General features: G+C 37.4%; 26 protein-coding genes, 2 pseudogenes and 1 other annotated feature. Of the genes and pseudogenes, 7 read left to right on the top strand and 21 right to left on the bottom strand.

Translation table 11 applies throughout. The features are described 5' to 3' along the window. Positions 1–106: 106 nt before the first annotated feature. The 8 genes from NE257_RS09080 to NE257_RS09045 all read right to left on the bottom strand — a co-directional run bounded on the left by NE257_RS09080 (position 107) and on the right by NE257_RS09045 (position 8,253). Positions 107–1,420, bottom strand: coding sequence for an NCS2 family permease (locus NE257_RS09080; RefSeq protein ID WP_251886264.1), 1,314 nt, complete (start codon positions 1,418–1,420; stop codon positions 107–109). A 247-nt stretch (positions 1,421–1,667) separates the two neighbouring features. After that, complete coding sequence (locus tag NE257_RS09075) at positions 1,668–2,807, bottom strand: amidohydrolase (protein ID WP_251852160.1); 1,140 nt, start codon at positions 2,805–2,807, stop codon at positions 1,668–1,670. Between the two features lie 15 nt (positions 2,808–2,822). Beyond that, entirely contained in the window at positions 2,823–3,569 is a 747-nt protein-coding gene (locus NE257_RS09070) for an amino acid ABC transporter ATP-binding protein (protein WP_251886263.1), read from the bottom strand. A gap of 10 nt (positions 3,570–3,579) precedes the next feature. Continuing rightward, positions 3,580–4,251, bottom strand: a complete 672-nt coding sequence (locus NE257_RS09065; protein ID WP_007207433.1) for an amino acid ABC transporter permease — start codon at positions 4,249–4,251, stop codon at positions 3,580–3,582. Between the two features lie 11 nt (positions 4,252–4,262). Continuing rightward, positions 4,263–5,072 carry an amino acid ABC transporter substrate-binding protein gene (locus tag NE257_RS09060; protein WP_251869323.1) on the bottom strand — a complete coding sequence of 270 codons (810 nt, stop codon included), beginning with the start codon at positions 5,070–5,072 and terminating at the stop codon, positions 4,263–4,265. Between the two features lie 4 nt (positions 5,073–5,076). Further along, positions 5,077–5,571 (bottom strand): GNAT family N-acetyltransferase, encoded by a 495-nt coding sequence (locus NE257_RS09055; protein ID WP_251869322.1) that lies wholly within the window; start codon positions 5,569–5,571, stop codon positions 5,077–5,079. 3 nt (positions 5,572–5,574) lie between these two features. Next, complete coding sequence (gene purB / locus NE257_RS09050; protein WP_251886262.1) at positions 5,575–6,942, bottom strand: adenylosuccinate lyase; 1,368 nt, start codon at positions 6,940–6,942, stop codon at positions 5,575–5,577. Between the two features lie 3 nt (positions 6,943–6,945). Next, complete coding sequence (locus NE257_RS09045; protein WP_251886261.1) at positions 6,946–8,253, bottom strand: MmgE/PrpD family protein; 1,308 nt, start codon at positions 8,251–8,253, stop codon at positions 6,946–6,948. A gap of 42 nt (positions 8,254–8,295) precedes the next feature. Continuing rightward, positions 8,296–8,510, bottom strand: a binding site (T-box leader). A 534-nt stretch (positions 8,511–9,044) separates the two neighbouring features. Here NE257_RS09045 and NE257_RS09040 point away from each other — a divergent pair. Genes NE257_RS09040 through NE257_RS09030 form a run of 3 tightly spaced genes read left to right on the top strand, consistent with a single transcriptional unit; the run spans position 9,045 to position 11,029 of the window. Further along, positions 9,045–9,212: a hypothetical protein gene (locus tag NE257_RS09040; protein ID WP_251886260.1), complete on the top strand. Its 168-nt coding sequence runs from the start codon at positions 9,045–9,047 to the stop codon at positions 9,210–9,212. A gap of 10 nt (positions 9,213–9,222) precedes the next feature. Further along, the gene (locus NE257_RS09035; RefSeq protein WP_251886259.1) at positions 9,223–9,963 is read left to right on the top strand and encodes a bile acid:sodium symporter family protein; all 741 of its coding nucleotides are present in this window, start codon (positions 9,223–9,225) and stop codon (positions 9,961–9,963) included. Position 9,964: 1 nt separating this feature from the next. Next, positions 9,965–11,029: an iron-containing alcohol dehydrogenase family protein gene (locus NE257_RS09030; protein ID WP_251886258.1), complete on the top strand. Its 1,065-nt coding sequence runs from the start codon at positions 9,965–9,967 to the stop codon at positions 11,027–11,029. 122 nt (positions 11,030–11,151) lie between these two features. On the opposite strand, the gene NE257_RS09025 is transcribed toward NE257_RS09030, so the two are convergent. The 4 genes from NE257_RS09025 to NE257_RS09010 all read right to left on the bottom strand — a co-directional run bounded on the left by NE257_RS09025 (position 11,152) and on the right by NE257_RS09010 (position 13,142). Next, positions 11,152–11,310, bottom strand: coding sequence for a hypothetical protein (locus tag NE257_RS09025; protein ID WP_251886257.1), 159 nt, complete (start codon positions 11,308–11,310; stop codon positions 11,152–11,154). 14 nt (positions 11,311–11,324) lie between these two features. Further along, positions 11,325–11,660, bottom strand: a complete 336-nt coding sequence (locus NE257_RS09020) for a hypothetical protein (protein ID WP_251886256.1) — start codon at positions 11,658–11,660, stop codon at positions 11,325–11,327. 105 nt (positions 11,661–11,765) lie between these two features. Next, positions 11,766–12,245: a DUF4767 domain-containing protein gene (locus tag NE257_RS09015; RefSeq protein WP_251886255.1), complete on the bottom strand. Its 480-nt coding sequence runs from the start codon at positions 12,243–12,245 to the stop codon at positions 11,766–11,768. 195 nt (positions 12,246–12,440) lie between these two features. Continuing rightward, a complete protein-coding gene (locus tag NE257_RS09010; protein ID WP_251886254.1) occupies positions 12,441–13,142 on the bottom strand; it encodes a MerR family transcriptional regulator in 702 nt (233 codons plus the stop codon). Between the two features lie 107 nt (positions 13,143–13,249). On the opposite strand from NE257_RS09010, the pseudogene NE257_RS09005 reads away from it, so the two are divergent. Next, a pseudogene (locus NE257_RS09005) lies at positions 13,250–13,714 on the top strand (CHAP domain-containing protein); the annotation flags it as partial. 107 nt (positions 13,715–13,821) lie between these two features. On the opposite strand, the gene NE257_RS09000 reads toward NE257_RS09005, so the two are convergent. From NE257_RS09000 to NE257_RS11785, 6 genes are all read right to left on the bottom strand, one after another. Next, on the bottom strand, positions 13,822–14,592 hold the full coding sequence (locus tag NE257_RS09000; RefSeq protein WP_251886253.1) for an ABC transporter permease: 771 nt from the start codon (positions 14,590–14,592) through the stop codon (positions 13,822–13,824). Further along, on the bottom strand, positions 14,585–15,520 hold the full coding sequence (locus NE257_RS08995) for an ABC transporter ATP-binding protein (RefSeq protein ID WP_002372158.1): 936 nt from the start codon (positions 15,518–15,520) through the stop codon (positions 14,585–14,587). Before NE257_RS08995 ends, NE257_RS09000 begins: the two co-directional genes overlap by 8 nt. Before the next feature lie 110 nt (positions 15,521–15,630). Next, a complete protein-coding gene (locus NE257_RS08990; protein WP_251852149.1) occupies positions 15,631–15,777 on the bottom strand; it encodes a hypothetical protein in 147 nt (48 codons plus the stop codon). A 24-nt stretch (positions 15,778–15,801) separates the two neighbouring features. After that, positions 15,802–17,475 (bottom strand): FAD-dependent oxidoreductase, encoded by a 1,674-nt coding sequence (locus tag NE257_RS08985; RefSeq protein WP_251886252.1) that lies wholly within the window; start codon positions 17,473–17,475, stop codon positions 15,802–15,804. Between the two features lie 20 nt (positions 17,476–17,495). Then, complete coding sequence (locus NE257_RS11790; RefSeq protein WP_477181463.1) at positions 17,496–17,789, bottom strand: arsenic resistance protein; 294 nt, start codon at positions 17,787–17,789, stop codon at positions 17,496–17,498. A gap of 114 nt (positions 17,790–17,903) precedes the next feature. After that, a complete protein-coding gene (locus NE257_RS11785; RefSeq protein WP_433961374.1) occupies positions 17,904–18,395 on the bottom strand; it encodes an arsenic resistance protein in 492 nt (163 codons plus the stop codon). A 131-nt stretch (positions 18,396–18,526) separates the two neighbouring features. Between NE257_RS11785 and NE257_RS11770 the strand changes: the two are divergent. From NE257_RS11770 to NE257_RS08950, 3 genes and pseudogenes are all read left to right on the top strand, one after another. Continuing rightward, positions 18,527–19,849: pseudogene (locus NE257_RS11770) on the top strand (ISL3 family transposase). A 669-nt stretch (positions 19,850–20,518) separates the two neighbouring features. Next, positions 20,519–21,352: a macro domain-containing protein gene (locus tag NE257_RS08955; protein ID WP_104806363.1), complete on the top strand. Its 834-nt coding sequence runs from the start codon at positions 20,519–20,521 to the stop codon at positions 21,350–21,352. After that, positions 21,352–21,873: a TIR domain-containing protein gene (locus tag NE257_RS08950; RefSeq protein ID WP_251886251.1), complete on the top strand. Its 522-nt coding sequence runs from the start codon at positions 21,352–21,354 to the stop codon at positions 21,871–21,873. Before NE257_RS08955 ends, NE257_RS08950 begins: the two co-directional genes overlap by 1 nt. A 132-nt stretch (positions 21,874–22,005) precedes the next feature. On the opposite strand, the gene NE257_RS08945 is transcribed toward NE257_RS08950, so the two are convergent. The 3 genes from NE257_RS08945 to NE257_RS08935 all read right to left on the bottom strand — a co-directional run. Continuing rightward, on the bottom strand, positions 22,006–23,019 hold the full coding sequence (locus NE257_RS08945) for a retron St85 family RNA-directed DNA polymerase (protein ID WP_251886250.1): 1,014 nt from the start codon (positions 23,017–23,019) through the stop codon (positions 22,006–22,008). 169 nt (positions 23,020–23,188) lie between these two features. Continuing rightward, on the bottom strand, positions 23,189–24,112 hold the full coding sequence (locus tag NE257_RS08940) for a retron St85 family effector protein (RefSeq protein WP_104806360.1): 924 nt from the start codon (positions 24,110–24,112) through the stop codon (positions 23,189–23,191). Positions 24,113–24,129: 17 nt separating this feature from the next. Beyond that, on the bottom strand, positions 24,130–25,023 hold an 894-nt coding region (locus NE257_RS08935; protein WP_251886249.1), incomplete at its 5' end, for an ATP-dependent nuclease.

The raw sequence follows: 25,023 nt of genomic DNA, 5'->3' as shown, positions 1-25,023 counted from the left end.
CGATTGTAGCATTCACTTTTTCTGTTGGGTAATAGTTAAAGTTGATTGCCAAATAATAAAACCTACTTTTTTGCAAAAAAAAGTAACTGAGCTCTCGCTCAGTTACTTATGCAACATTTAAAATCCACATGAATCCTACAAAGACGAAGAACAAAGCATACATGACTGGTGAAACTTCTTTGCCACGTTTTGCAGCGATCATCGTGATTGGATAAAAGATAAATCCTAAGGCGATACCATCAGAAATACTATATGTTAACGGCATACCCAAGAGAATTAAAAAGGCGGGAATCGCAATCTCCATTGATTCCCAATGAATGTTTTTCAATGACTGCGCCATTAAGACACCCACGACTATCAAGGCCGGTGCAGTGACTTGTGACGTCACGACGGATAATAGCGGAGAAAAGAACAAACTCAAAAGAAACAGAATGCCTGTCGTTACAGCCGTCAGACCTGATCGTCCGCCGACAGCTATACCAGAAGAAGATTCGACATAGGCCCCGACTGGCGAAGTACCAAATAACGATCCTGCTAACATCGCAGTAGAGTCAGCTGCTAGAGCTTTACCTACCCGAGGCATTTGATTATCTTTTATAAAACCAGCTTGATTAGCCAGACCAACAAGGGTACCTGCCGTATCAAAAAAGGTCACAAGTAAAAAAGTCAGCACGACAACCCATAGCTGTACACTGTTAATATCTCCAACATGCTTTAGTGCGACGAAAAAGGTAGGCTTTAAACTTGGTGCAGCCGACACGATTTGTGTCGGAGCTTGAATCAAGCCGGTCAATAATCCGAGTACAGTCGTTGCGACCATCCCAATAAAGACACCACCGGGAACTTTGCGAATCATCAAAATGGCTGTCACCGTCAAACCAAAAATGGTCAACCACGTCGTCCCCACACTCAACGATCCTAGTCCAACTAATGTCGAATCATTGGCAACAATAATTCCCCCTTCATTCAATCCTAGAAAAGCAATAAATAGTCCAATCCCCCCAGAGATAGCAAATTTTAAATCAGTCGGAATCGCTTGAATAATTAATTCTCGTAACTTAAAAATGGTGATAAAAATAAACAATACCGAAGCAATAAAAACACCAGCTAGAGCGGTCTCCCATGGCACGTCCATCCCTACACATACTGAATAAGCGAAAAAGGCGTTGATTCCTAATGCCGGAGCCGTTGCAATCGGGTATTTGGCATAGACACCCATTAAAATACTTCCTAAGGCACTGGCCAAGGCGGTCGCCGTAAATACAGCGCCTTGATCCATTCCTGAAGCTCCTAGCACGCTAGGATTTACAAACAAAATATACGCCATTGAAATAAACGTCGTAAACCCTGCTAAGACTTCCGTTCGTACCGTCGTGTGTAACGATTGTAACTCAAAATACTGTGACACTTTTTCTTTCATTCTCATCCTCCAACTACCTTCTTTTCTAAAAAAACTTTCCATTGCCGCGTATATCATAGCGTAATCTGTTAAGCCTGTAAACCTCTACAAACAAAGAGAGTGTGACAAACATCTGTCACACTCTTTTAACTATGAATTAACGGTGGTCAAAGGCACCTCTTTCATCAATATGTCTGAAATTCTCAAAAATTGGTCATTCAATTTTTGGCATTTCCGAACATATTGCTCAGAGCTAATCGCCTTTGACTCATCCTTCGTTTAGCACTGAGGAAAGCAGTGCGACGAAGTATTCGACTGCTGGATAGAGTGCTTTGTCATCGACTCTAAAGCGTGGGTCGTGGAGTTCGTACGGTCCACCTGACCCAATCATTACAAAACAGCCCGGAATTTCTTCTTGATAATACGCAAAGTCTTCCCCAATAGCCATCTCAGGAATCACTCGCGTATCATAGCCGACTGATTTAGAGACGTCTAAAGCTAAGTCCGTCCACTCTTTGTCATTCATCACTGATGGACAATTGCCAAACCATTCCAACTCGATATCGACTTCATTTGTTACCGCGATTCCTTCTAAAATCGTCCGAATACGTTTTTCGGCTAATGCACGATTTTCTCGGCTAAATGTCCGCACAGTTCCTTCTAACATCGCTTCTTCTGGAATCACGTTCCACGTATTCCCGCTATGAATTTGAGTGATGCTGACTACCGCATGTGAGTCTGGCGTCAAATTCCGACTAATAATTGTTTGGAACGCTTGAACGATTTGAGAGACCACAATAATCGGATCTTTTCCTTCATTCGGCTTCGCCCCATGTGCGCCGGCTCCTTTAACAGTAATAACAAAGCGATCGACTGCCGCAGTGAGCGCACCGCTTTTCGTACCTAATGCTCCGACTGGTAAAGATGGATCATTATGGAAGCCAAAGATGGCGGAAACATCGCTCAAGACACCCGCTTCAATGACCGAGCGTGCTCCGACACCCGTCTCTTCTGCTGGTTGGAAAAGAACGATTAACGTACCGGCTAAGTCAGCTTTTTTTTCATTTAATTTAAGAGTGGCGCCAAGAATGACGGAAATATGAAAATCGTGACCACATGCATGCATCACGCCAGGGTTCTCTGAGACATATTCGACACCTGATTTTTCTATAATTGGTAAAGCATCAATATCTGAGCGTAACGCAACTGTCGGCCCAGGCTTGCCACCTTCAATCCGTGCAAAGACACCGGTCGGCAAATCAACTGGTAACACTTCGACATCATGCTCTTCTAGGACGTGTCGGATTTTTTCCGTCGTCTTGAATTCTTGGTTGGATAGTTCAGGATGACGGTGCAATTCACGGCGATAATTAATTAAAAATTCTTCTAAATTCGTTAATTGACTCATTTCATTCGCTCCTTTTTAGACTTGAGGTGTAGTATGGACTTGACTTAAAAACTGGCGCAAGCGAGGATTGCTTGAATCAGCAAACACTTCATCAGGTGTTCCTTCAACAATCAACTCGCCATCTTCCATAAAAATAATGCGATCGGCCACTTCACGTGCAAATTGCATTTCGTGTGTGACAATCACCATCGTCATGCTTTGTGTTGCCAATTCGCGAATAACTTGCAATACTTCATTCACCAATTCCGGATCCAACGCTGAGGTCGGTTCATCAAACAACAAAGCGTATGGATGCACCGCTAAGGCTCGGGCAATGCTGACCCGTTGCTGTTGACCACCTGATAGTGTAATCGGGTATTGCTGTGCTTGATCAGCTAAGCCGACTCGTTGCAACAACTCTAAGCCCCGTGCATTGGCTTCGCTTTTTTTCATTTTTTTATTGGCGATGAGTGACTCCGTAACATTTTGGAGTGCTGTTTTGTTACGAAATAGATTATAGTGTTGGAAGACCATCGCTGTCTCTTGCCGCAAGCTATACGCTTCTTTGCGACTGATTTTGCTTGTATCTACTTGTCGATCGTTGACGGTGATATGGCCACTATTGGGGCTTTCTAGTAGGTTCAAGCATCGTAACAACGTTGACTTTCCTGAACCAGAAGGACCAATGATTGCGACCACTTCACCTGTCTCTATCGACAAATTAATATTTTTTAAGACATGTTTGTCGCCAAAATATTTTTCTAGTTGGTTGATTTCTATCATATGTATACTCCTATCGTACGTATGGTTTACTCAAGGCTTTCTCTACTAGTCGTTGGAAGAAAGAGTAAATAATAATTAAGCCCCAATAGACTAACCCCACGACTAAATACGTTTCAAAAAATCGTAACGAAGCTGCGGCTAACATTTTCCCCTCTGCAAATAGCTCGGTAATTCCTAGAGTAAACGCCAATGAACTTTCTTTGATCAAAGAAATAAAGGTATTTCCTGTCGCGGGTAAGGCATTCACAGCTGCCTGCGGTAAAATGATACGCGTATAGATTTTGACTTTCTTCATCCCTACAGCTAATCCTGCTTCCATCTGCCCTTTATCGACCGATCCAAGTGCCGCCCGGAAAATTTCAGCCAGATAGGAAGACTCCTTCAAGCTAAAGCCGATAATCGCAGCTTGGCTAGCTTGTAGATTAGACATTTCTGGGAAAATCTGCGGCAAGCCATAGTAAATAATAAATAATTGAACCAAAGTTGGCATGCCCCTAAACAATGAAATGTACAGCGTTGCAAATTGCGTAAGTCCGGGGATTTCACTGCGCTTTAACAGCGCAATGACTAACCCGATAATCACCGCAAAAAACATCGAAATAATCGAAAGCATTAAGGTTGTCGGTACATAAGAGACGATGGAAGGAAAGACTTCCAACATATAGTTCACATCAAATTTCATAGTAACCTCCGTTACTTGGTTTCTTCTGTAATATCTTCACCAAAGTATTTTTCTGATAGTTCTTTTAATTTGCCAGATTCACGTAATTTTTTGATTTCTGTTGAAAATTCTTTCGCTAACTTGCTACCTGCTTCCGTTTTTGCAAATGGGAAGCTTACTGATTCATAGGCAATTGGGTCACCTACATATTTTAGAGCCAGATTGCTCTTTTTGATTTCAGCCGCTAAGATTGGACGAGAGTTGATATAGCCATCGACACGATTATTCACTGCATCTTGCAATGCACCATCACGTGTTTCGTACGTACGGATCGTAATATCGCCATTTTTATCATAGGCTTGCAAGTTTTTTAAGTTGTTTGATCCTAAGACCCCAGCGACCGTTTTTCCTTTTAAGTCGTCTAATGAGTTAATATCAGTATTTTTGGTGCTTGTTACGATTTGGGCACCATAGTAACTATATGGATCAGCGAAGTTGTAGGTTTCTTTTCGTTCATCCGTCATCGCTACGGCATTGGCTACCGTGTCTAATTTTCCTGATTCAAGTTGCGCCATGAGTCCACTAAAGTCGGTCGTTGTCCACTCTACCTTGTAGCCTAAATCTTTGGCAATGGTTTCTAAGACTTCCACATCAAAGCCGACTAGTTTATCGTTTTCTTTGTACCCGTTCGGATAACTTTGACCCGTGCTACCGACTTTTAAGACTTTCTCCTCGCTGGTCGTGCTACTTGTTGATTCACTAGAATTGTTACTTGAAGAACAAGCTGAGAAGACCACCAATGCTGCTGCCAAACTGATTATATAACCAAAACGTTTTTTCATATTTCTATTCCCCTTTATAATTTTTTTCAAAATAGATCGTCACATGCTGTTTGTTCGGTAATTGTACCCGATCAAACGCTTCAAAACCTAATTGCTCGTACATTTTTTTCAACCAAGGATGGGTACTCGCCGTCCCTAATGTAACTTTAGGCGTGCGCAATTGCTGGATTAATACTTCTTGCTCCAACTGATGGAACAGCTCCTTTGCATAGCCCCGCCCTTTATAGTTAGGATGAGTGACAAAGCGGCCGATATGTGGCACACCGCTCGGCCCTGGCAAGTTCCCCCACGGCATTCGTAACGATACCGCACTGACCAAGACAGTCTCTTCATATAGTCCATAAGTAGGATGGTTGCTTAGCCACTCTTTCGCCTCAGCTTCATCTGTGTCCGCAGCATCAAAACTAATCGGATACTGCTTCACGCTTTGATAGCCTTCATGAAGCACCTCATAGTACTGACGGTACTCACTGGGCGGAATCAATCGAAATTCTGTCATCCCTTAACCTTCCTTCAAAAAGCCTTTTGTTTGCCATACAGCCAAGACTTCATCCACTTTGTCTGCACATAAGCCCGTGTATTGTGTCGGATCTAGCCATTGTTCAACTTCCGCTCGAGTGTATGCGTCAGCGATGGCTGCTTGTTCGAATAACGTATCAATAAATGGTCGCTCTTCTTCAAATGACGTCATCGCGCATTCATAGACTAAGTGATGCGCCGTTTGTTTGCCTAGTTTTTGACCGACTTCAAACATGACTTTTTCAGATAGTAATAGACCATGTTGCTTTTCTAGATTCCGAGCCATGACTACTTCTTTGACTTGTAGTCCATCCAAGACATTCTCTAAAATCGCTAATTGCGCAGATACATACGCATTCATCTCAGGCAATGCGACCCATTCTTGTCGCCAAGACATCGCATCACGCTCATGTTCAACGTGCATGGATTCATGGATTAAAGCCACACTCTTTAGGACTGGTGGTGTTAGACTAGCCAATCCTTCAAAAGCTGCTGGATTGCGCTTGTGAGGCATGGTTGATGAACCAATCTTGCCTTTTGAAAAAGGTTCTTCAATTTCATTGATCTCCGTGCGCATCAAGTTGTAAAATTCGTTGCCAATTTTTCCTAAGGTAGCACTAATCAAACCAATGACTGAAGCATACTCAGAAAAGCGGTCACGACTAGATTGCCAGCCAATTGTTGGAGCATTCAAGTCTAGAATTGCCAGTGTTTGGCGTTCCACTTCGCTTCCTTTTGGTCCAAAGCTTGCGTATGACCCCACCGCACCGTTGATATTACCAGTAAAGACACGCTCTTTTATTTCGTGCAGGCGTTCAAGATGACGACCAAATTCATCCACCCAAATCGCTAGTTTGTAGCCAAACGTAATCGGTAAAGCTTGCATACCATGGGTCCGTCCAACCATGGGGACGTTTTGATAGTGCTTTGCTAGTTTTGCCAATTTTTCAAATACGACTTGTGTATCACGCAGAACAATGTTGTAGGCATCCTTTAACTGTAAGACCGTCCCTGTGTCAACGATATCTTGCGTTGTCGCACCATAATGGACAAATTCCCCTTCTTCTCCGGCTGCCGCTTGCAAGGCATTAATGGTCGGCATCAATGAATGTTTCAAGACTGCTACTTGTTCAGCGATTGCTGCAATATCAAAGGTTGTCTCTTTTGCTACTTTGGCAATTTTTTTCGCTGCATCTTGGGGAATTAAGCCTAACTCACCCTCAGCTTGAGCCAAGGCTGCTTCCACGGCTAGTTGCTTGGTAATTCGTGCTTCATCATTCCAAACAGCGCGCATCTCAGCAGTACTAAAATTGTTTTGTAACATAACTAAATCAATTACGTGTGATCCCATTGTTTACACTCCTTTATGAATCCATGCCAGTAACTCAGTCATGGATGTTTCCGTGAATCGTTTCATAATTTTTTGGTAATCTTCGGTATTTATCGTTGGATTGCTTTTTGCTAATTTTGCTAATACTTCTTCTTTCGTCAAAGGATTTTGAGGTGAACCTTTCGGATGCGTGACGCAGGCTGTCAGTACTCGACCATTTTCTAACGTCACGCTAAGTTCTGTTCCTTGACCAGTCGCTATTTTACGGTAGCGGCGTGTCACGCAGGACAAGCCTTGCTTCACATCTGGTGTTAATGACTTTTTCGAAAATGCCTCAGCCTCATACGAACGACCCATCAAGCCAAGCCATGCGACATACTCGCCACTAAACCGCCCTTGCTCAACGGTCTCTGGTCGGCGATGAATCAAGGCTGCATCGCGACCGTGATCAAAGATTAATGCCACGTCTTTCACCTTTTGATCCTGTAGCTCTTTATACAACTGCTCAGCGGCATCAGCAATGCCCATTGCAGCTGAACAAAATGGGTATCGCTTCATCCAAAGACCCGGCTCACTTATTGCCCAAGTCTGTGGTTCTTCTCTGTCACTCACAGGCGCTACATTTGGTGCCAGCGTTGCTAAGAAGCCTTGTGGGTGAAAGAGAAAGTCCGTCTGAGCAGGAAAGCCAGCCTTGACCAATAGTATACTGTCGACCGCATTGCGCGCAGCGAAGCCAGCATGCATCGGCTTAATTGGCGTACCAAATGACATCCGTAACCCAGCTGCTTGCGTCGCTGCGATGCTCATCGCTTGGCACTGCTCATCAAGTGAGAGCTGCAAAAGCTTCGATAATGCCCCAGCAGCAGCCATACCACCAAGCGTGCTCGTATTATGCCATCCTTGCTCATAGTGCGTCGGATTCACCAATTTACCAAGCTGCGCCATCAGCTCAATCCCATAGATATAACTCTCTAGAAATAAACACCCCGATGTCGTCGGCTCAGTAAGGGCAAATAAAGCAGATAAGATCACCGCACTCGGATGGCCACGCACCTCGCTATGGACATCATCCATATCTAATAAATGCGTCTGCAGCCCATTATACAAGGCCGCAAAGCTCGCACTCGCCGTCGCCTCTCTACCAATAATTAGCGAATCCCCCTCACCGTATCCCAATGCTTGGATGAGCTGCGTCATTTCCTGTTCATCTTTCGCTAAAAAGTTAGTAGCTAAATAATCTGTAATACCTAGCTTTACCCGCTCATAGTCAGCTGCGGTAAAAGGAGCAGCGTTTTTATTAAATTTTGACATATACTGTTTAGTTCGATTCATTTCTGCCTCCTTGTTGCGAAAAAAAAGCCCTCCAGAAAATTCTGGAAGGGCGACATATCGCGGTACCACCTTCGTTTGATTACTCGGTCAAATCCATGCAATGAATTCTACTGCTGTAACAGGCAGATCTGTTGCTCGCTAACCATTCGCAAACAAACGCTCCGAGACCATTTTCTAAGTCGCTGCTTTACTTGTTTTCAGCTAACCAAGCTCTCTAAAAAAACAGTGCCTTATACTCTTCTCTTCCTCGCGTAACTATTCAATTTCAGACATTATAAGATTTATCTATCACAAATACAATTTCTTCCGTGATACGTATCCTCTATACCCAATTGTTTTTTTAGTCAGAATATTTCAAAAAAGGTGGAACACCAACAACACGAAACAGTAAAAATGACTATCACGCGCTCATCCTCGTAAAGAAAACTTTGCACCAGGAGACCTTTTTCCATTTTAAAGCGCTTTACATCAGTCTTCACTATCTACTTGCATCCTCTTATCACCAGACTGAAGTGAATGGATACTGTTTAAAAAGACAACTGAAATGTCATTGACTTCTGTTAATTACTTTCGTAGACTGAAATTAAATAAATAATATGAATTTTCTGACAAAAAAAGAATGGATGCCATGACAAACGAAATAGCTAAGCAATTAATAGTAGCAAACTAATAATTTTTTTCTCAAGCACTGATTACATGACATCGCTCAGAAGGCGTCTTCTTCGAGGGAATGTTTTTTATACCCAATTTTACTAAATCCTAACTCAGAATCTGGAAGGAAGAAACCTGCGATGAACACCGTTAATATAATTGCTGCCTTTGTAAATAAATATCTAATCTATCTCATGATCGTTTTAATGATTCTCGCCTACTTCATGCCGCAACAATTCTTATGGATACTACCACGGATCACCAATTTACTAAGTATTATTATGTTTTGTATGGGCATGATCTTATAATGCTCTTAAGATGGTAGTCATACAGCCTAAAGCCTTTATCATTGGTCTTTTATTTCAATTTACGATTAGTCCACTTGTCGCATACGGTCTGGCTCAGTTATTCGGTCTGTCATCTGGCTTAGTCATCGGCTTTGTCCTACTTGGCTCAGTATCGGGTGGCACCGCTAGCGATGTCATGACCTTCATTGGAAAAGGCGATGTTGCACTGACCGTATCAATGACGACTGTCTCAACTCTACTAGCAACGCTCGTCACACCCTTTTTGACCTACTTGCTAGCAGGAAAATATACCGACATCTCATTTATTCAGATGCTACTGTCCGTCTTGCAAATGGTCTTACTACCAATTATTTTAGGTGTAATTGTCCATCGCTTGATGCGTCACTACATCGATCGCTGGCTTCAAACTTTTGTCTTAATCTCCTCGGTCAGTATTCGCTTGATTGTCGCAGGAACAGTCGCCAAAAATGGTGCCGTAATCGTTCAATCTGGCTTGATTGTGATCTTACTTGTATTGCTTCACAACCTAATCGGCTATGGCCTTAGTAGGATGCTCGGCGTGAGTGGCAAACAAGCCAAGTCCATCATGTTTCAATTAGGTATGAAGAATACTGGCCTGGCGATTTCATTAGCCAATGCTCACTTTGCGACGATTGCAGCAGCTGTGACCCCTGCCGCAGTCGGTATGGTCATTCATCAAATCACTGGTCCAATCTTAGCCAATCTCGTATCAAAGAAAGAAGGAAACTAATATGAGGCAAACAACTTTTTTACCAAACTACACTATCGGCACAGATGCGTACGATGCCATCAATGAAATCGTCAAAGCATACGGCACAAAAGCCGTCATAATTGGCGGAAAAACAGCCCTTCAAAAAGCTGGATCAAAAATCAAAGCCAGCTTGACGAATGAAGTCACTGTCATTGACACGCTTTGGTATGGCGGGAACTCTACATATGAGAATGTCGACCAACTACTCCAAACCCCCAGTGTCCAAGAAGCAGATGTGCTCTTTGCAGTGGGTGGCGGACGAGTTTGCGATACTGTCAAAGTTGTCGCAGAAAAAATAGGCAAACCAGTCTTTACCTTCCCGACAATCGGGTCTAACTGTTCACCTGTGACTGCGGTCTGCGTGATTTATAAAGAAAGTGGCGAGATGCAAGGATTATTTTTCCCGACCAAGCCGCCGACACATTCCTTTATCGATACTGCTATCATTGCCCAAGCCCCCGACAAATATTTATGGGCCGGCATAGGCGATGCTTTATCCAAAGAAATCGAATCTAGCTTCTCCGCGCGCGGCGATCAATTAAACTATACCGATGGCTTAGGCATTCAGATTGGTAAAATGTGTACCGAACGCTTACTCACTTATGGGACGCAGGCATTGAAAGATAGTGCGAATAATCTTCCTTCCTATGCCATCGAACAAGTAGTCTCAGATATCATAGTAACTACTGGACTCGTATCAGTCCTAGTCATTAATGATTACAACTCAGCCTTGGCACACTCATTTTATTACGGTACGACCGTTTTAGAAAAAATGGAGGACTACCTTCACGGAGCTTCTGTCAGCTATGGCGTATTAGCTTTGCTAAAACTCGATCAACAAGACGCCTTGTTTGAACGCATCTATCGCTTCATGCAAGAAAACAAACTACCCGTATCACTAGCCGAAATGAACTTAAATACTACAACCGATGTGGATGCGATTTTGGATAAAGCGATGACAACCAACGACATCGTCCACGTACCATACGAAATTACCCGCGAAATGTTTAAAGAGGCCATCTTAGCAGTCGAAGCATACCAATAAAAAGAAGACCATAAAAACCAGAAGTTGCTGCTCAAACTTTTGGTTTTTATGGTCTCTTTGTTGTGGATCATTCCGTCTCATTTCTTTACCATAAGTAAATGATTCAAAAAGAAAATCGATCATTATTTTTTACATACTTTCTTAGAAAAATAGCTACTCACTGGCAGACTGACAATCGCTAAGACAAGACCAACAGCGACGTCATTAAATAGGACTGTAACGAACAATAAAATCAAAGCAGAAATAAACAAACTGATCACCCAAATTTTATCTTCTATCACTTTCTTCATCCTCTCTATTCAATTCCTTGAATAATTCGCCCAAAAAGATGGTTGGCTTGTGTCGTTTGCCCGTCCGTCATCGTAAGCGTATAGCCTGATTCTTGTGGTTCTTGCAAGCTCACTGGTATCCCCGCTCCTACATTTTGCTGCACAGCTATACTAATTGCCCTTACATTATCGATAGCTGCCACGATTGATGGTTTCTCATTTATGATTCCTTCATTAATCGTATAAATAACTCGTAACCCAGTGCCGGTATTATCGACACGAAGAGAGCCTGCATAAGGCAATTGACCATAATCATTAACGAAATAGCTTAGCTGCTCATCTCTAGTAAAATTGGCTTTCACATTGTCATATGCCACCTGACTATCAACGATTGACTTGAAGCCTTCTTTCAGCTCGACGTTTTCAGTCTCAGAAAAATATAGATAGTTGTCCCCATTCCCTTGATTTTAAGTAGTTACTAATACTTTAGGTATCCCCGAGTTAATCGTGAAAAAGTAGACGTGCTTTGCCAGATACGGCTGCGTATCCGCATCCGAATAGACCGCAACTAACGCATAGCCTGAATCCACAACCCCATCCCCAGACCAATTTAAAACGATTGGTGTCTGACCTATCGCCACTTGAAACTTTGTCTGCGTCAGTACTTCATCCGGAAGCTGCAAGCCATATAAGTCCACATTATGCCCTGGACTATACTGCTTATACGTCTGATTCATTCTTTGTCCCCAAGAACTCATAAACTCACTCAGCTTTTGATCCTTTTCCCCATTCCAATATGTGTTTTCGACCGCTTCTGTGGAAGAACTACTTACGTAACTTTCCTGTAGCTCACTTGAACTACTTGCAGACTCACTTGCAGTACTTGATACAATACTATAGCTAGTTGCTTGAGTCGTTTCTTCATTCTTACTTTGACATGCCCCCAAAAAATTGCAGCCAACATTACAATTGCTACCCTTTTTTTCATTTTCCTCCCCTTACCAAACCATATTCTTTCTATATTTATTGTGAGGGATGATCGCTAGAGACACAATTATTTCTATCAGCTAACGGCTATAACACTATGATTGAAAAAAGCTAGATACACAAAAATTACGATGTTTCTAGCTTTTGATTTGTTACTAATGAAAATGGTCTTCTGTCACTTTATTCGTCGTTTCAACACAGTGTGATTTAGTTTTACAGCAATGGCATGTTAATTCTCTCGTTTTAAACGTATGATTCCCCTTAGCAAACTCAGAAAAAGAGGGATGAAAAATCGTGCTACACTTTGGGCAAATGTAATTAATATTTTTTCTGTAATACCAAGTAAACCACATAATGAAACTTTTTACGGCAATCATTCCTAGGATGAAAGGAATCCATACACCCTTCATTATACCTAGTAATAATGTTGAGTATTGAATGACAGCACAAATCACACCTGTAATGATCAATAGATAATGTACTTTCCTTAATTTTATTGACTCTTTCATAATATGTTCTATGTCCGTCAGTATTTCTGTTGGGATAGTCTCACTATTTTGTAATGTCGTTCTTACAGATTTAATGACTTTCAGGCGAATTTCTCTTTCTTTCAATTCGTCAGTTAACTTTTGGGATTGTTCATCCAAAATCAGTAACAACGTATTTGTAGAAAAATGACTGTCTAGAATACCTTTTATTTCTGTTAATTTTAAACCTAAAGATTTTAAAAGACAGATTAATTGGAGTTGTTTTACATTGTTATCTGTATAAAGTCTTCTTCCACCATCTGTAATTTCGCTTGGTATCAGTATTCCTTTTGTATCATAAAATTGAACTGTCCGATAAAGAAACAACATAATTTATAAACAGCACTTTGATGGAACGCCGTATGAGGTGAAAGTCTCGCGTACGGTGTGGAGCGGGGGAAAATCTGGAGATTATTTCAAAGGATTACCTATCGCTATCTCAAATTGTTAAACAATATATCACGTCTACTTCCAACAACAATAGCCAAGGTAATTCAACTATTGTAAAAGCAGCTCTTAAAGAATTAGATGAAGGAACTCATGATGGTGGGGAAAAATATTGGCGTTGGTACGGCTTCAATGGACGTGTTGAATGGTGTGCTATTTTTGTTTCATATAATGCTGAAAAAGCTGGGGTTAAAATGGAACGGGTCGCTTATTGCCCCACAGGTATTGAAAATTTTAAAGCTAAAAATCACTGGTTGGGGAAAAGAAATTTACCTAAAAGTGCCAATATCGTTTTTTTTGATTGGGATTGTGATTCTGTTAGCGACCATGTAGGAATCGTAGAGAAAGTAGAAAATGAAGTTGTTTACACAATTGGGGGGAATTCAGGAGACAAACTTGCTAAACTAAGTTATGAAAAAAATAGTCCTTATATCATGGGATATGGGACACCATAACCAAATTCTTTGATACATTAAAATACAATCTTCATAAAATAAAAAAGCTCTTATCTCCACAAATATGTTAGAGTTAAGAGCTAATTCTAATAACTTTCTTTTAATTATTAACTTCTTAATCCCTTTCCTTTATCTACTAAATAATAACAAATTGCATAAAGAACGATGATAAAAAGGATTAATATTGTAATTGAAACCATAATTGGTACATCTGTCGTTCCAAGAAATCCATAACGAAATCCTGAAATCATATAAACAATTGGATTAATTTTCGATACTGTCTGCCAGAATGGCGGCAACATTGAAATGGCGTAAAATACACCACCTAAATAAGTCAATGGCTGTAAAACAAATGTTGGTACAATTGAAACATCGTCATAAGATTGTGCAAAAACACCATTAATTAAGCCTGCTAATGAAAATAAAATTGCAGTCATCAATAATGTAATCACCACAATAAACCATGAATAAACATGAAGTGGAACAAAAAATAGAGAAATGACTGTAACCAATGTCCCAATTAAGATACTCCTACCCAGTCCACCAATAACAAATCCCCCAATAATAACATGTGTGGGTACAGGTGCAACTAATAGCTCTTCAATATTCTTTTGGAATTTTTGAGAAAAGAAAGATGAAGAAACATTTGCGTAAGAACTTGTGATTGCAGACATCATAATTAAACCTGGTACAATAAATTCCATATAGGAGAAGCCACCCATATCACCAATACGACCGCCAATCATTTTTCCAAAAATAACAAAGTATAATGAGGTCGTAATAACAGGAGGCACTAAAGTTTGTACCCATATCCGTAGGTAACGGTTGGTTTCCTTAACTGCTAAGCTTTTAAGTGCTGTAAAGTAGATACTAAACATTTTTCTCCTCCTTTTGATGTTTGTCTTCGGTAATTTTTAAGAACAACTCTTCCAATCTATTTGATTTATTGCGCATAGAAAGAACCTTGATATTTTGCTGATTGAGCTGCTCAAAAATATTATTAACTCCCTGATTTCGTTCAACTTCTATAGCAAGTGTTAGATCATCTTCAAAAAAGTGCTTATAACCTTTTATCACAGGCTTTTTGTCGTAGCTATCTAAATCAAAAATGAACGTCTCATATTGTAGTTTTGATAGAAGTGCTTTCATACTTGTATTCTCAATTAGCTCACCTGATTGAATAATTCCAATGTTACGACAAAGCATCTCTGCTTCTTCTAAATAATGAGTTGTAAGAATGATTGTTGTGCCACTTTCATTTAACTCTTTTAAAAATGCCCACATTTCTCTTCTAAGCTCAATGTCCACTCCAGCAGTTGGTTCATCAAGAATTAGCAGACGTGGCTCGTGCATTAATGCTCGAGCTATCATAAGTCTTCGTTTCATCCCTCCAGATAACATACGGGCACGAACGTTTCTTTTCTCCCATAAATTGGACTGCTTCAAATACTTTTCACTACGTTTCAGTGCCTCTTTTCTTGAGACACCATAATATCCTGCTTGATTTACTACAATTTGTTGAACCGTTTCAAACGGATTAAAATTAAATTCCTGCGGCACAAGACCAATCTGTTGCTTTGCTCGCTCTAAATCATTATCAATATCATAATCAAAAACCTTTACTTGACCAGCAGTCTTATTAACAAGTGAGGTAATAATTCCAATTGTTGTTGATTTACCAGCACCGTTTGGACCTAGCAGTGCATAAAAATCTCCTTCTTCTACAGTTAAATCAATACCACGCAGCGCCTCAACACCGGTCGCATATACTTTTTTTAAGCCTTTTAAATCTAGTGCATAGCTCATTTATTCATTACCTCCTTACTCATATTTCTTTTGTCAAAAAACAAATGCAGTCAAGGTACAACTGCATTTGCGACAAACTATTTTCTGTCTTCTTTAGCTTTAGATTCTCTTTATTTAGCTAAAACATATAGAACCACAACAATTATAACAAAATTTACAAATATACCCACATTTATTTGATAGTTTAATAGTTTGGCAGCGAGGAAAGCTCCCAAGATACCAGCAAGTCTTGCCAGCGCTCTTTTTTCTTCTGTCATCTATTTAATCCCTTCATCATTAAATCAGTTAGAGGCAAGCATTTGGGCAATTATCTGGTAATTTTTATTTCCTCCAGATAAATTATAGACTTCTTTAAATCCTTCGTTTAACAGGATATTTTGAGCAGCATTTCCAGTTACGCCCTTATTACAATACGTGATTGTTGTTACATTTTTATCTAGCTCCGCCACTCTATCACGTATTTCTGCTAATGGAATATGGATAGCCCCTTTAACACAAGAAATTTCATATTGTTTTTTGGAACGAGTATCAATAATTTGCAGTTGTTCTCCACTTGCTTGTCGCTCAATCAATTCAGCTGGGGTCATTAAAGGTGTTCCATTGCTTATTGCATTATCTAACGCCATTCCAGTATAAAGAACGGGGTCTTTCGTTGTCGCAAATGGTGGTGCATAAGCAAGGTCTAAATGGAACAAATCTTCTGCTACTGCACCAAATGAAATTGCAGTGGCAATTACGTCAATTCGTTTATCTACACCTTGCTCTCCAATAATCTGAGCTCCAAGAATTCTCCCGCTACTTTTATCTGCTAAAGCTTTGATTGTCAGCTCTTTTCCACCTAAGTAGTCCGCATGATCTGGCTTGATATTATAAAGAATAGCTGTCTCTAATCCTTCTAATTTAGCTTCTTTTTCTGTTAAACCAGTATATGCAACCGCTAAATCAAAAACTCGAACAATACCAGTTCCTAAAATACCACGATGTTCCAGAGTTCCTCCTGTGATGATATCACCAGCAATTCTACCCATCTTATTAGCAGTTGATCCAAGTGGACGATATATTGGTTTATCTGTAATGACAGAATAGCTCTCAGCAACATCTCCTACCGCATAAATATGTGGAACCGTTGTCTGCATTTTCTTATTCACTTTAATCGCACCGGATTTTCCCAATTGAATAGTTGTCGATTGAATAAGTGAAGTATTCGGAGTAACACCAGCTGCAAGAATGACTAAATCCGATTTGATTGTTTGACCTTGATTGGTTGCTAATTCAGTAATATAGCCAGCCTTCTCAGTTACTTTTGTGATCGTTGTATTTAGTTGAAGCTTAACATGATTCTTTTCAAGCTCCTTTTGGACACGATATGCCATATCAGCATCCATTTGTTTCATGACTTGATTGTCACGTTGAATAATAGTTACCTCTATTCCTTTATGAACCAATTGCTCCGCCATTTCTAATCCAATAAAGCCTGCACCAATAATAGTAGCTTGTTGCGGCTTTTCTTTTTCAATAAATGAGTGAATGGCAGCAGCATCTTGAATAGTACGAACATGAAAAAGATTTCTATTAGCTTGCTGTGCTTTAAAAACCTCTGGCACAATCGATTTGGCTCCTGTTGCTAAAACCAATTCATCATAGGATTCGGTTTTCTTCTCCTTTGTTTGAAGATTCTCAACCTCAAGCGTTTGAGTTTCAGGATGAATAGCTGTCACTCGATGCTCTGTAAAAATATCTACATTATAACGCTTTTTAAACCATGCAGCATTTCTAGGGGTCAACTTATCTAACTCTTCAACTTCTTCTCCTATATGATAAGGAATCCCGCAAATTGAATAGGAAATATCCTTGTCTTGGTCGTAGACAACAATCTCTGCTTCCTCTGTATTTCGTCTAGCCTTTGCAGCCACACTTGTCCCAGCTGCTACTGAACCAATAATCACAATTTTCATAAAGATGCCTCATTCCTTTTTTAAGTTTGCTTAAAATATTTTTGCTTAAATTTCAATGCTACATTTACTAAACCAATCAAAACCGGAACTTCCACTAGTGGACCAATTACTGCTGCAAAGGCTTCCCCTGAATTAATACCAAATACGCCAACTGCTACCGCAATTGCTAATTCAAAATTATTGCTCGCTGCGGTAAACGATAATGAAGCTGCAATTGGATAACTGGTTCCCATACGGTTAGAAATAAAGAATGAAACAAAGAACATAAGGACAAAATAAATGAGTAATGGAATGGCAATCCTTACTACATCCATTGGAAGTTCAATGACTTTTTCTTCATACTATTTCTTTCCTTTTTTCTTTATTAGAATCCAACGAGATAAAAAGCCTGCAATGAAAGGAATACCTAAATAAATGAAAACACTTGTTTAAATCTCACCCATTCCAATTGAAACAGCATGCGTTTCTAAGCCTAGCCATCCCGGAATAACTGTCACAAAAATATAGGCAAACACTGAATAAAAGATAATTTGAAAAATGGAATTAAACGCCACTAATCCTGCCGTATACTCATTGTCCGCTTGAGCTAAGTTACTCCACACAATTACCATTGCAGTACAAGGTGCCGCACCTAACAATACTGCTCCTGCGACATATTCTTTGGCTAAATCATTGGGGATAATCCCTTTAAATACAACGAAAAAGAAAAATGCCGAAATAGCGTACATCGTAAATGGTTTAATTAACCAATTCACTGTACAGGTTACAATCAGACCTTTAGGTTTCTTAGCTGCATTAACAATACTAGTAAAATCTATTTTCAACATCATCGGATAGATCATCAACCAAATTAAGATTGCTGTTGGAATAGATACTTGATAATACTCGAATTTCCCTAAAGTTGCTGGAACAGTTGGCAAATATTTCGGTTCTATAATATTTGGTGTTGTTACTCACATTGAGTAAGGACATCAATTATTTTTTTATAACAAAAAGACATCTGATTGTCCTATAATTAAGTCGACTAAAACATTAATAAGGAGGAAATCAGATGTCTCTACCCAATTCTATCAAAGTAAAGGATGAATTTCTAGATGCTTCAATCAAGTTAATTTTAAATATAAAGGATCAAAATAGTTTCTTTTCAACGTACGCTGTGACCAAAGAATGAGTACAAGACCATTGGTCCACAGTTTATACAGGAATTTTGACGTACCAACCACCTAAATGTGCCTGCTGCGGTTTTGATTCAGTGGTATGCCATTCCTATAAAAAAAGCGATATACAACTAATTAAGGTTCAAGAAAATTATTCTTATCTACGGTTGTATAAAAAACGATTTTTATGTAAAAACTGTGGGACAACTTTCACTGCTAAAAACTACTATGTCGACGAAAATTGTTACATTTCTAAACCATTAAAGTTTGCCATTGCAGCTGCTCTGAAAGGAAAAAATCCATGAAAGATATTGCTACAGAGTATGGTGTCTCATCTAAAACCGTTGAACGTATTTTGCATTCTTTCTACAAGGAACCATAATTAAATATACCTTTTCTACCAAAACACCTTCTGATTGATGAATTCAAAAGTACTTCTGATTACGAAGGAGCCATGTGTTTTATTATTTCAGATGCAGATACAGGAAAAATTTTTGATATCCTAGACGATCGCAGAAATTTTAAAATTGAACGTTACTTTATGAGGTTTCCATTGAAGGTATGACAAAAAGTGACATATATTGTGATGGATATGAATGGTTCGTATGGTTCTATTATCTCTAAAATTTTCCCAAAAGTGAAAATTTCTATTGATCGATTTCATATTATCCAACAAATGAATCGTGCACTTAATACACAACGTATAAAAACAATGAAGTCTTTGAACAGAAATGATTCAGAAGAAATGAAAGACTATCGAAAACTCAAAAAATACTGGAAGATACTTCTGAAAAACAACAAAACTATTGATTATACTTCGTATAAACAGTTTCCATTATTTAATAATACAAAAACTTCTAACAGAATCCGATGTATTGGACCATTTGCTTTCAATCGACACCACACTTAAAGAGTCCTACGAAATTTACCAGGACCTGCTTTATCACTATGATAAACGTGATCACAAAGCGTTTTTCGCTACGATTTAAAATTTACCTTGTACACTTGATGAGCAATTTAAAAAAACAATCTGCTATCTAATAAAACATAAAACATCGATTAAACATTCTTTTCTATATCCCTACTCCAATGGGAAAATCGAGGGAAAGAATAATCTAATTAAAGTGATCAACGGAATTGCATTTGGTTTTCGAACCTTTCGAGCACTAAAGATGCGCATTTTTATCCAGCAAGATCTATTTACTATAATTAAATAACAAAAAAAGAGAGTGCCGAAGCACCCACTTTCTCAAGACTTATATAAAACAACACTATTTGACAAAGAGCCCATTTCTAGTGCTAAAAAAGGCTTTATCCAACACTGCCTTCCATATTGGAATCGACTTCTTAACCAGTATCATTCATTGTCAAAGCAAGTAAGCAAGGCCAATTATTATGGTTCAATTAATCATTAACCATCATTAATTATCAAATTAGGATGGTCAAAATCTGGTCAATTTAAAATATGTTATTGGGAGCAATAAATGTTGAGGTATATCCCCAACATTTTTTTCATTAATGAAAAAAAGAGATGTATTCGATTTATCTCGACAACTTTTATTTAACGTCGATAATCTCTTTACTAGTCTTATCAACATACATTATTTGTACTACTAAATCATCAAAAACTGTTTGATACTCTTGAACAACAATTACCACTTGATAATCATCAGTATGCAATTTGTCTAGCAGCTCATTTTCTTAAAAGCTATTCATATCATTCTCTATACACGGAGTATGATTTACTTTTTATTTTCACCAACATATGATATGTCAATCTGAAAAACCAAACAAAATATTTAGCAATTTAAAGTAAATAACATATTCATCAATTTATATTTCAGAATATTTTTAACCATGCTAAAATCATAATAGGAGGTTGTGTGATGACGAAAAAAGTTTCTTTCTTCAATAAACTAGTTAGAAGTGACTTCTATAAATACTTCTCAATTATTACCGCTATTCTTTCTGTAGTTGTTATCTTTGTTGATATTCCTCAAGAACGAAAAATTATTAGTGGTGTAATTTTTTTAGTAGTTTGTATTATACTTTACTGTGTAATTTGGATAATCGCCAATAAACGAACGAGTATTAAATTAAATATTGGAGGAACACCTGTTAAAATTAAGTCTGGTGATATATTCACTCAAGAAGGACTCAAGGTTATTCCTTTCAATGAATATTATGATACTAGAGTAGATGATGAAATAATCTCTCATCGTTCATTGAATGGTCAATACATCGATAAGAATTGGAATCAGGCAGTAGATAAACTAGATAGTCTAATTTCAGATAACGCTAAATTAAAAGAAATGCAACTAGAAAATAATGTTAGAAGAAATGGTAAAACTGTTAGATATCCTATAGGCAGTATAATTGTTATTGATGACTTTGTATTGACTGCTTTTTCTAAGTTTGACAACAAAAATTGTGCCCGCCTAACAATTAACGATTATCTTAACTTTTTAATTAAGTTTTGGAATGAAGTTAATTCAGTATATGCACAAAAAAAAGTAGTTGTTCCAATATTCGGATCTGGTATCACAAGATTTACAAATGGCATGGAAGATATAAATGAAAATGATTTACTTAGAATTATGTTATGGACTTTTAAAGTTAGTAAAATAAAATTTGAATATCCCGCAGAATTATCGATTATTATCCATCCCGATAAAATTGATAAAATAGATATTTTTAGTTTAAAAGAGGAGGAAGAATAATGGCGTACAGAAATAAAACTTATGTAGCTTTTGATGGGGACACTGACATTAAATATTATAGAACTATGCAAATGTGGAAGCAAAGTGACAGTAGTGAGTTCAATTTTTATGATGCACATGATTTAAATAATGCCCTTGATACTAGCTCAGAAGAGACGATCAAGCGGAAACTCCGTGATAGAATGGCAAACTCTAAAGTTTTTGTATTGCTGGTCGGTGAAGGAACTCGGCATCTTTATAAATTTGTTCGTTGGGAAATAGAACAAGCAATAAGGTTAAATTTACCAATTATTGTAGTCAATTTGCCCAAAATTGCTGGTACTGAAGGCAAAAGAAATATGGATAGTGAACGATGCCCTAAAATTGCTAGAGAAGCATTGGCAATTCACATATCTTTTAGATCGAAAATTTTACAATATGCTTTAGAAAATTGGCCTGAAAGTCATAAATTATATAAAAAGGAAAACGAAAGTGGCCCCTACTATTATAAATCTAGTGTGTACGAAAAGTTAGGATTATAAACATGCTAGTTTTTACTTCTATCAGGAAAATCTCTTGAAGTTGTCAAGTATAATTTTTAAAACAAAAAAGTTGAGAAGAATATCCTCTCAACTTTTTTATTTAATTAAAATATTCTTTTTACATCAAAAATTTTATTCTGTATATGAACTTTCCATCCAAGAATATAAGGGTGATTTTTCATAATTCAATTTAATGAATAATAGATTATCTGATCCAATAGACTCATTATTTATTATACCTTTAATATAATCACGTACTTTCTTAATGTAGCCATTCTCTATAGAATTAATATAGCTAACATAACCTAATATCACTTCATAAGAACTATAATCATTAAAAACTATCGCATTATATATTTTAGAGCGTAATTCTCTTTTAATAGCTCGAGGAACTAGTACTTTATTATCATGTATAGTAAGTCCTGTAACTAATTTTTTTTGAAATGAATACCTAGTTTTTTTGGGATTAAGTTCAAAACCTTCATCGTGGATGATATTTTCTAAGTAAACACGAGCTTTTTTTAAATCATTTTTATTATCAGAAGACAACACAATATCGTCCGCATACCTAGAATAAACGATTTCTCTTTTTTGACAAAGTCCCATGATTCTTCTGTCCATTCTAAAACAAACAAGGTGGGACAGATACGGGGAAGTTACTCCTCCTTGTGGAAGATAGCCATCCAAACAACAAAGCCTTGCTAAAGTTAAACTAACCTCTTTATTATAACCTATCTTCAAAAAAATACTGTAAACTCTCTTAAAGTCTACATTTGTAAAAAAATTTTTAATATCTGTCTGAAAAAGATATATGTTGCTACTATGAATCTCGGCATTTTGTTTTGTGGGGGATTTTTTTCCCTTGAGAAAACCATAAGAAGGAGTATCAACTCTTATTTTATATAAGATAGTTTCTAATATCCATCTCTGTATCATCTTGAGTCCAGAAAAAGGAGCATGTATTATTCTTATACTTTTATCCTTTTTAGGTATTTCAAACATATGATAAAACGACGAGGTGTAATTAGTATACTCATATATCCTTCGAGAAGAAATTCCAATTTGCCTTGAAATATCATTAATATTTGTCATAACAGGTAAGCCATTTACTCCCAATAAAAAAGGACGGCTATTAACTAAATCCATAATAAACTCCTCTCGTTACCAAAAATAGCTTTTAAAGTCTTTTCCACGAGTTACTACTTTGTAGTGAGTTGGGGGAAAGACTTTAATATTCGAATTGCATGTATTCAACTGACAGCGACGAAACATCGCTAGTATACCCAATCGGGAAATATCTAACAAGAGGATTTTATTATGAATAATACCTATCTCTCATTATATCAAATTTTAGTTCATCATACAATCTGGTATCGGTATGAATACGTAATCGCTTTTTACTCCTCAAGTCGTTAAGCAGTTCTATTCCTAGTAAATTTCTAATATCCTCAATTCCTTTTATAGATAAAGAATATGTATGATTTGCATTTTTTATTATCTGTTTTTCTTTAAATAATAGTTTCAATGATGCCTTTAGTAAAATTTCAACTGAATATTCTAGTTTTATACTTGAAGAGTTCAAAGCAAATTCTACATATTTTTTTAGAGTATTAAAATCTACTCTCTCATAAAAATATAGAATCAGAAGAATATAATAACTCATTCCTACAATAGTATCTAATTTTAAGCCATTGAACCATAATTTTTGGTGTCTGCGTCTTAGCAATTTCAGTAACTCATTACCAATTTTTTCAACTTCATCAACTTTATAAAAAATAACACTATCTTTATTATATTTTTGTAGCATGTCTATTGGTCCAAGCATTAAAAAACTTTTAGTTCTTTGATACTTTTTTTCAACAAGAGCTACTACTTTTTCCTTTGTAACTTCATTATTAACAAATGCTCCTAATTCAACAAATGAACCTACGCTTTCAGCTATAATACACACTACATCACTATTATGGACTAAAAAGTTTTCTAAATCTAACATATTTTGCTTCTTATCCGTATTCATCAAACTAATAAATAAATCTTCGGGATAAAAAACTCTAACATTACTATTTTTTTTATATGCTAAATACTCATTTAACTTATCTCTAAAGGATATTTTTTTTTTATCCGATGCCCCTCCACACAAAAAAATATTGGTCATATTTTCAGCTAAATTCTCAAAAATTTCTATAATTTTAGTAAGTTGATATTTAGTAGAATTTCTCAAAATAATTTTTTCAGACATATTTACCTCCAAGTATACTAAACAATATCTAGTAGTTGTTTTATTATTTCTTGCAGTTCAAAACACTGTTTGCCTGTCGCATCTTGATAGCACTCTCTTTGCTGTATCAAAGAAAACGTCATATCTGTCCATCTTTTAGATATTATTCTCTTTTCAATTTCTTTTTTTACATCATTATAATCGGATATAACATACTCTTCTGTAAATAGTGACGGATGAAGATAGTTCTCAATTTCTCTTTTTTTTGTTGTGATTGCAATAGCACCTTCACTTTTATACTGTGACACTACTTTCATATTATAAGTTTCATCGTTTTCAGACTCTTTATCTGAATCCATAAAAATCGCCCATGGAACATTAAATTGCTGTACCACTCGCATAGTTACCCATAGTTTTAAGTTTTTACACCCTCCTGTAGGTAATATAGCTATATCTTTATCTTCAAAAGTTGAATTAACAACTTCTACATCTTTATACACTTCAGCTAAATGTCTTAAAAAAATCAAATCATCTCTTCCTTCAACTAATACTATAGCTTTGGTTTTAGATGGAATATTTTCTGAATATACTCCTAAAGTTTCAGCAATTTTAATATATACTTCTGGACTACCTTGAAGTATTAATGGTCTCCCATCTTTTTTATCTATTAATCTTAAGCTTTCTAACGGTAATAGTTCTCCCAACGCAGGCGTGTGTGTTGTTAATAAAACTTGACAATTATCAGACCTTGAGAGCTTTATAAAAGATTGAATAAGCATTTTTTGATGTGAAGGATGTTGAGATGTTTCCGGTTCTTCAAAAGCATATATTATATTTTCTTTTTCTCCATCTTCTTTTAAACGTCTTTCTGCTTCAGCTCTAAAAAAATTCAATAATATGAGTCTTCTAACTCCACTTCCTCTTTTATTAAT

It is taken from the genome of Enterococcus italicus (genome assembly GCF_023743875.1).
GTDB lineage: Bacteria > Bacillota > Bacilli > Lactobacillales > Enterococcaceae > Enterococcus_G > Enterococcus_G italicus.
The sequence above is the reverse complement of the archived record's forward strand: the minus strand, read 5'-3'. Positions and strand labels throughout refer to the sequence as shown.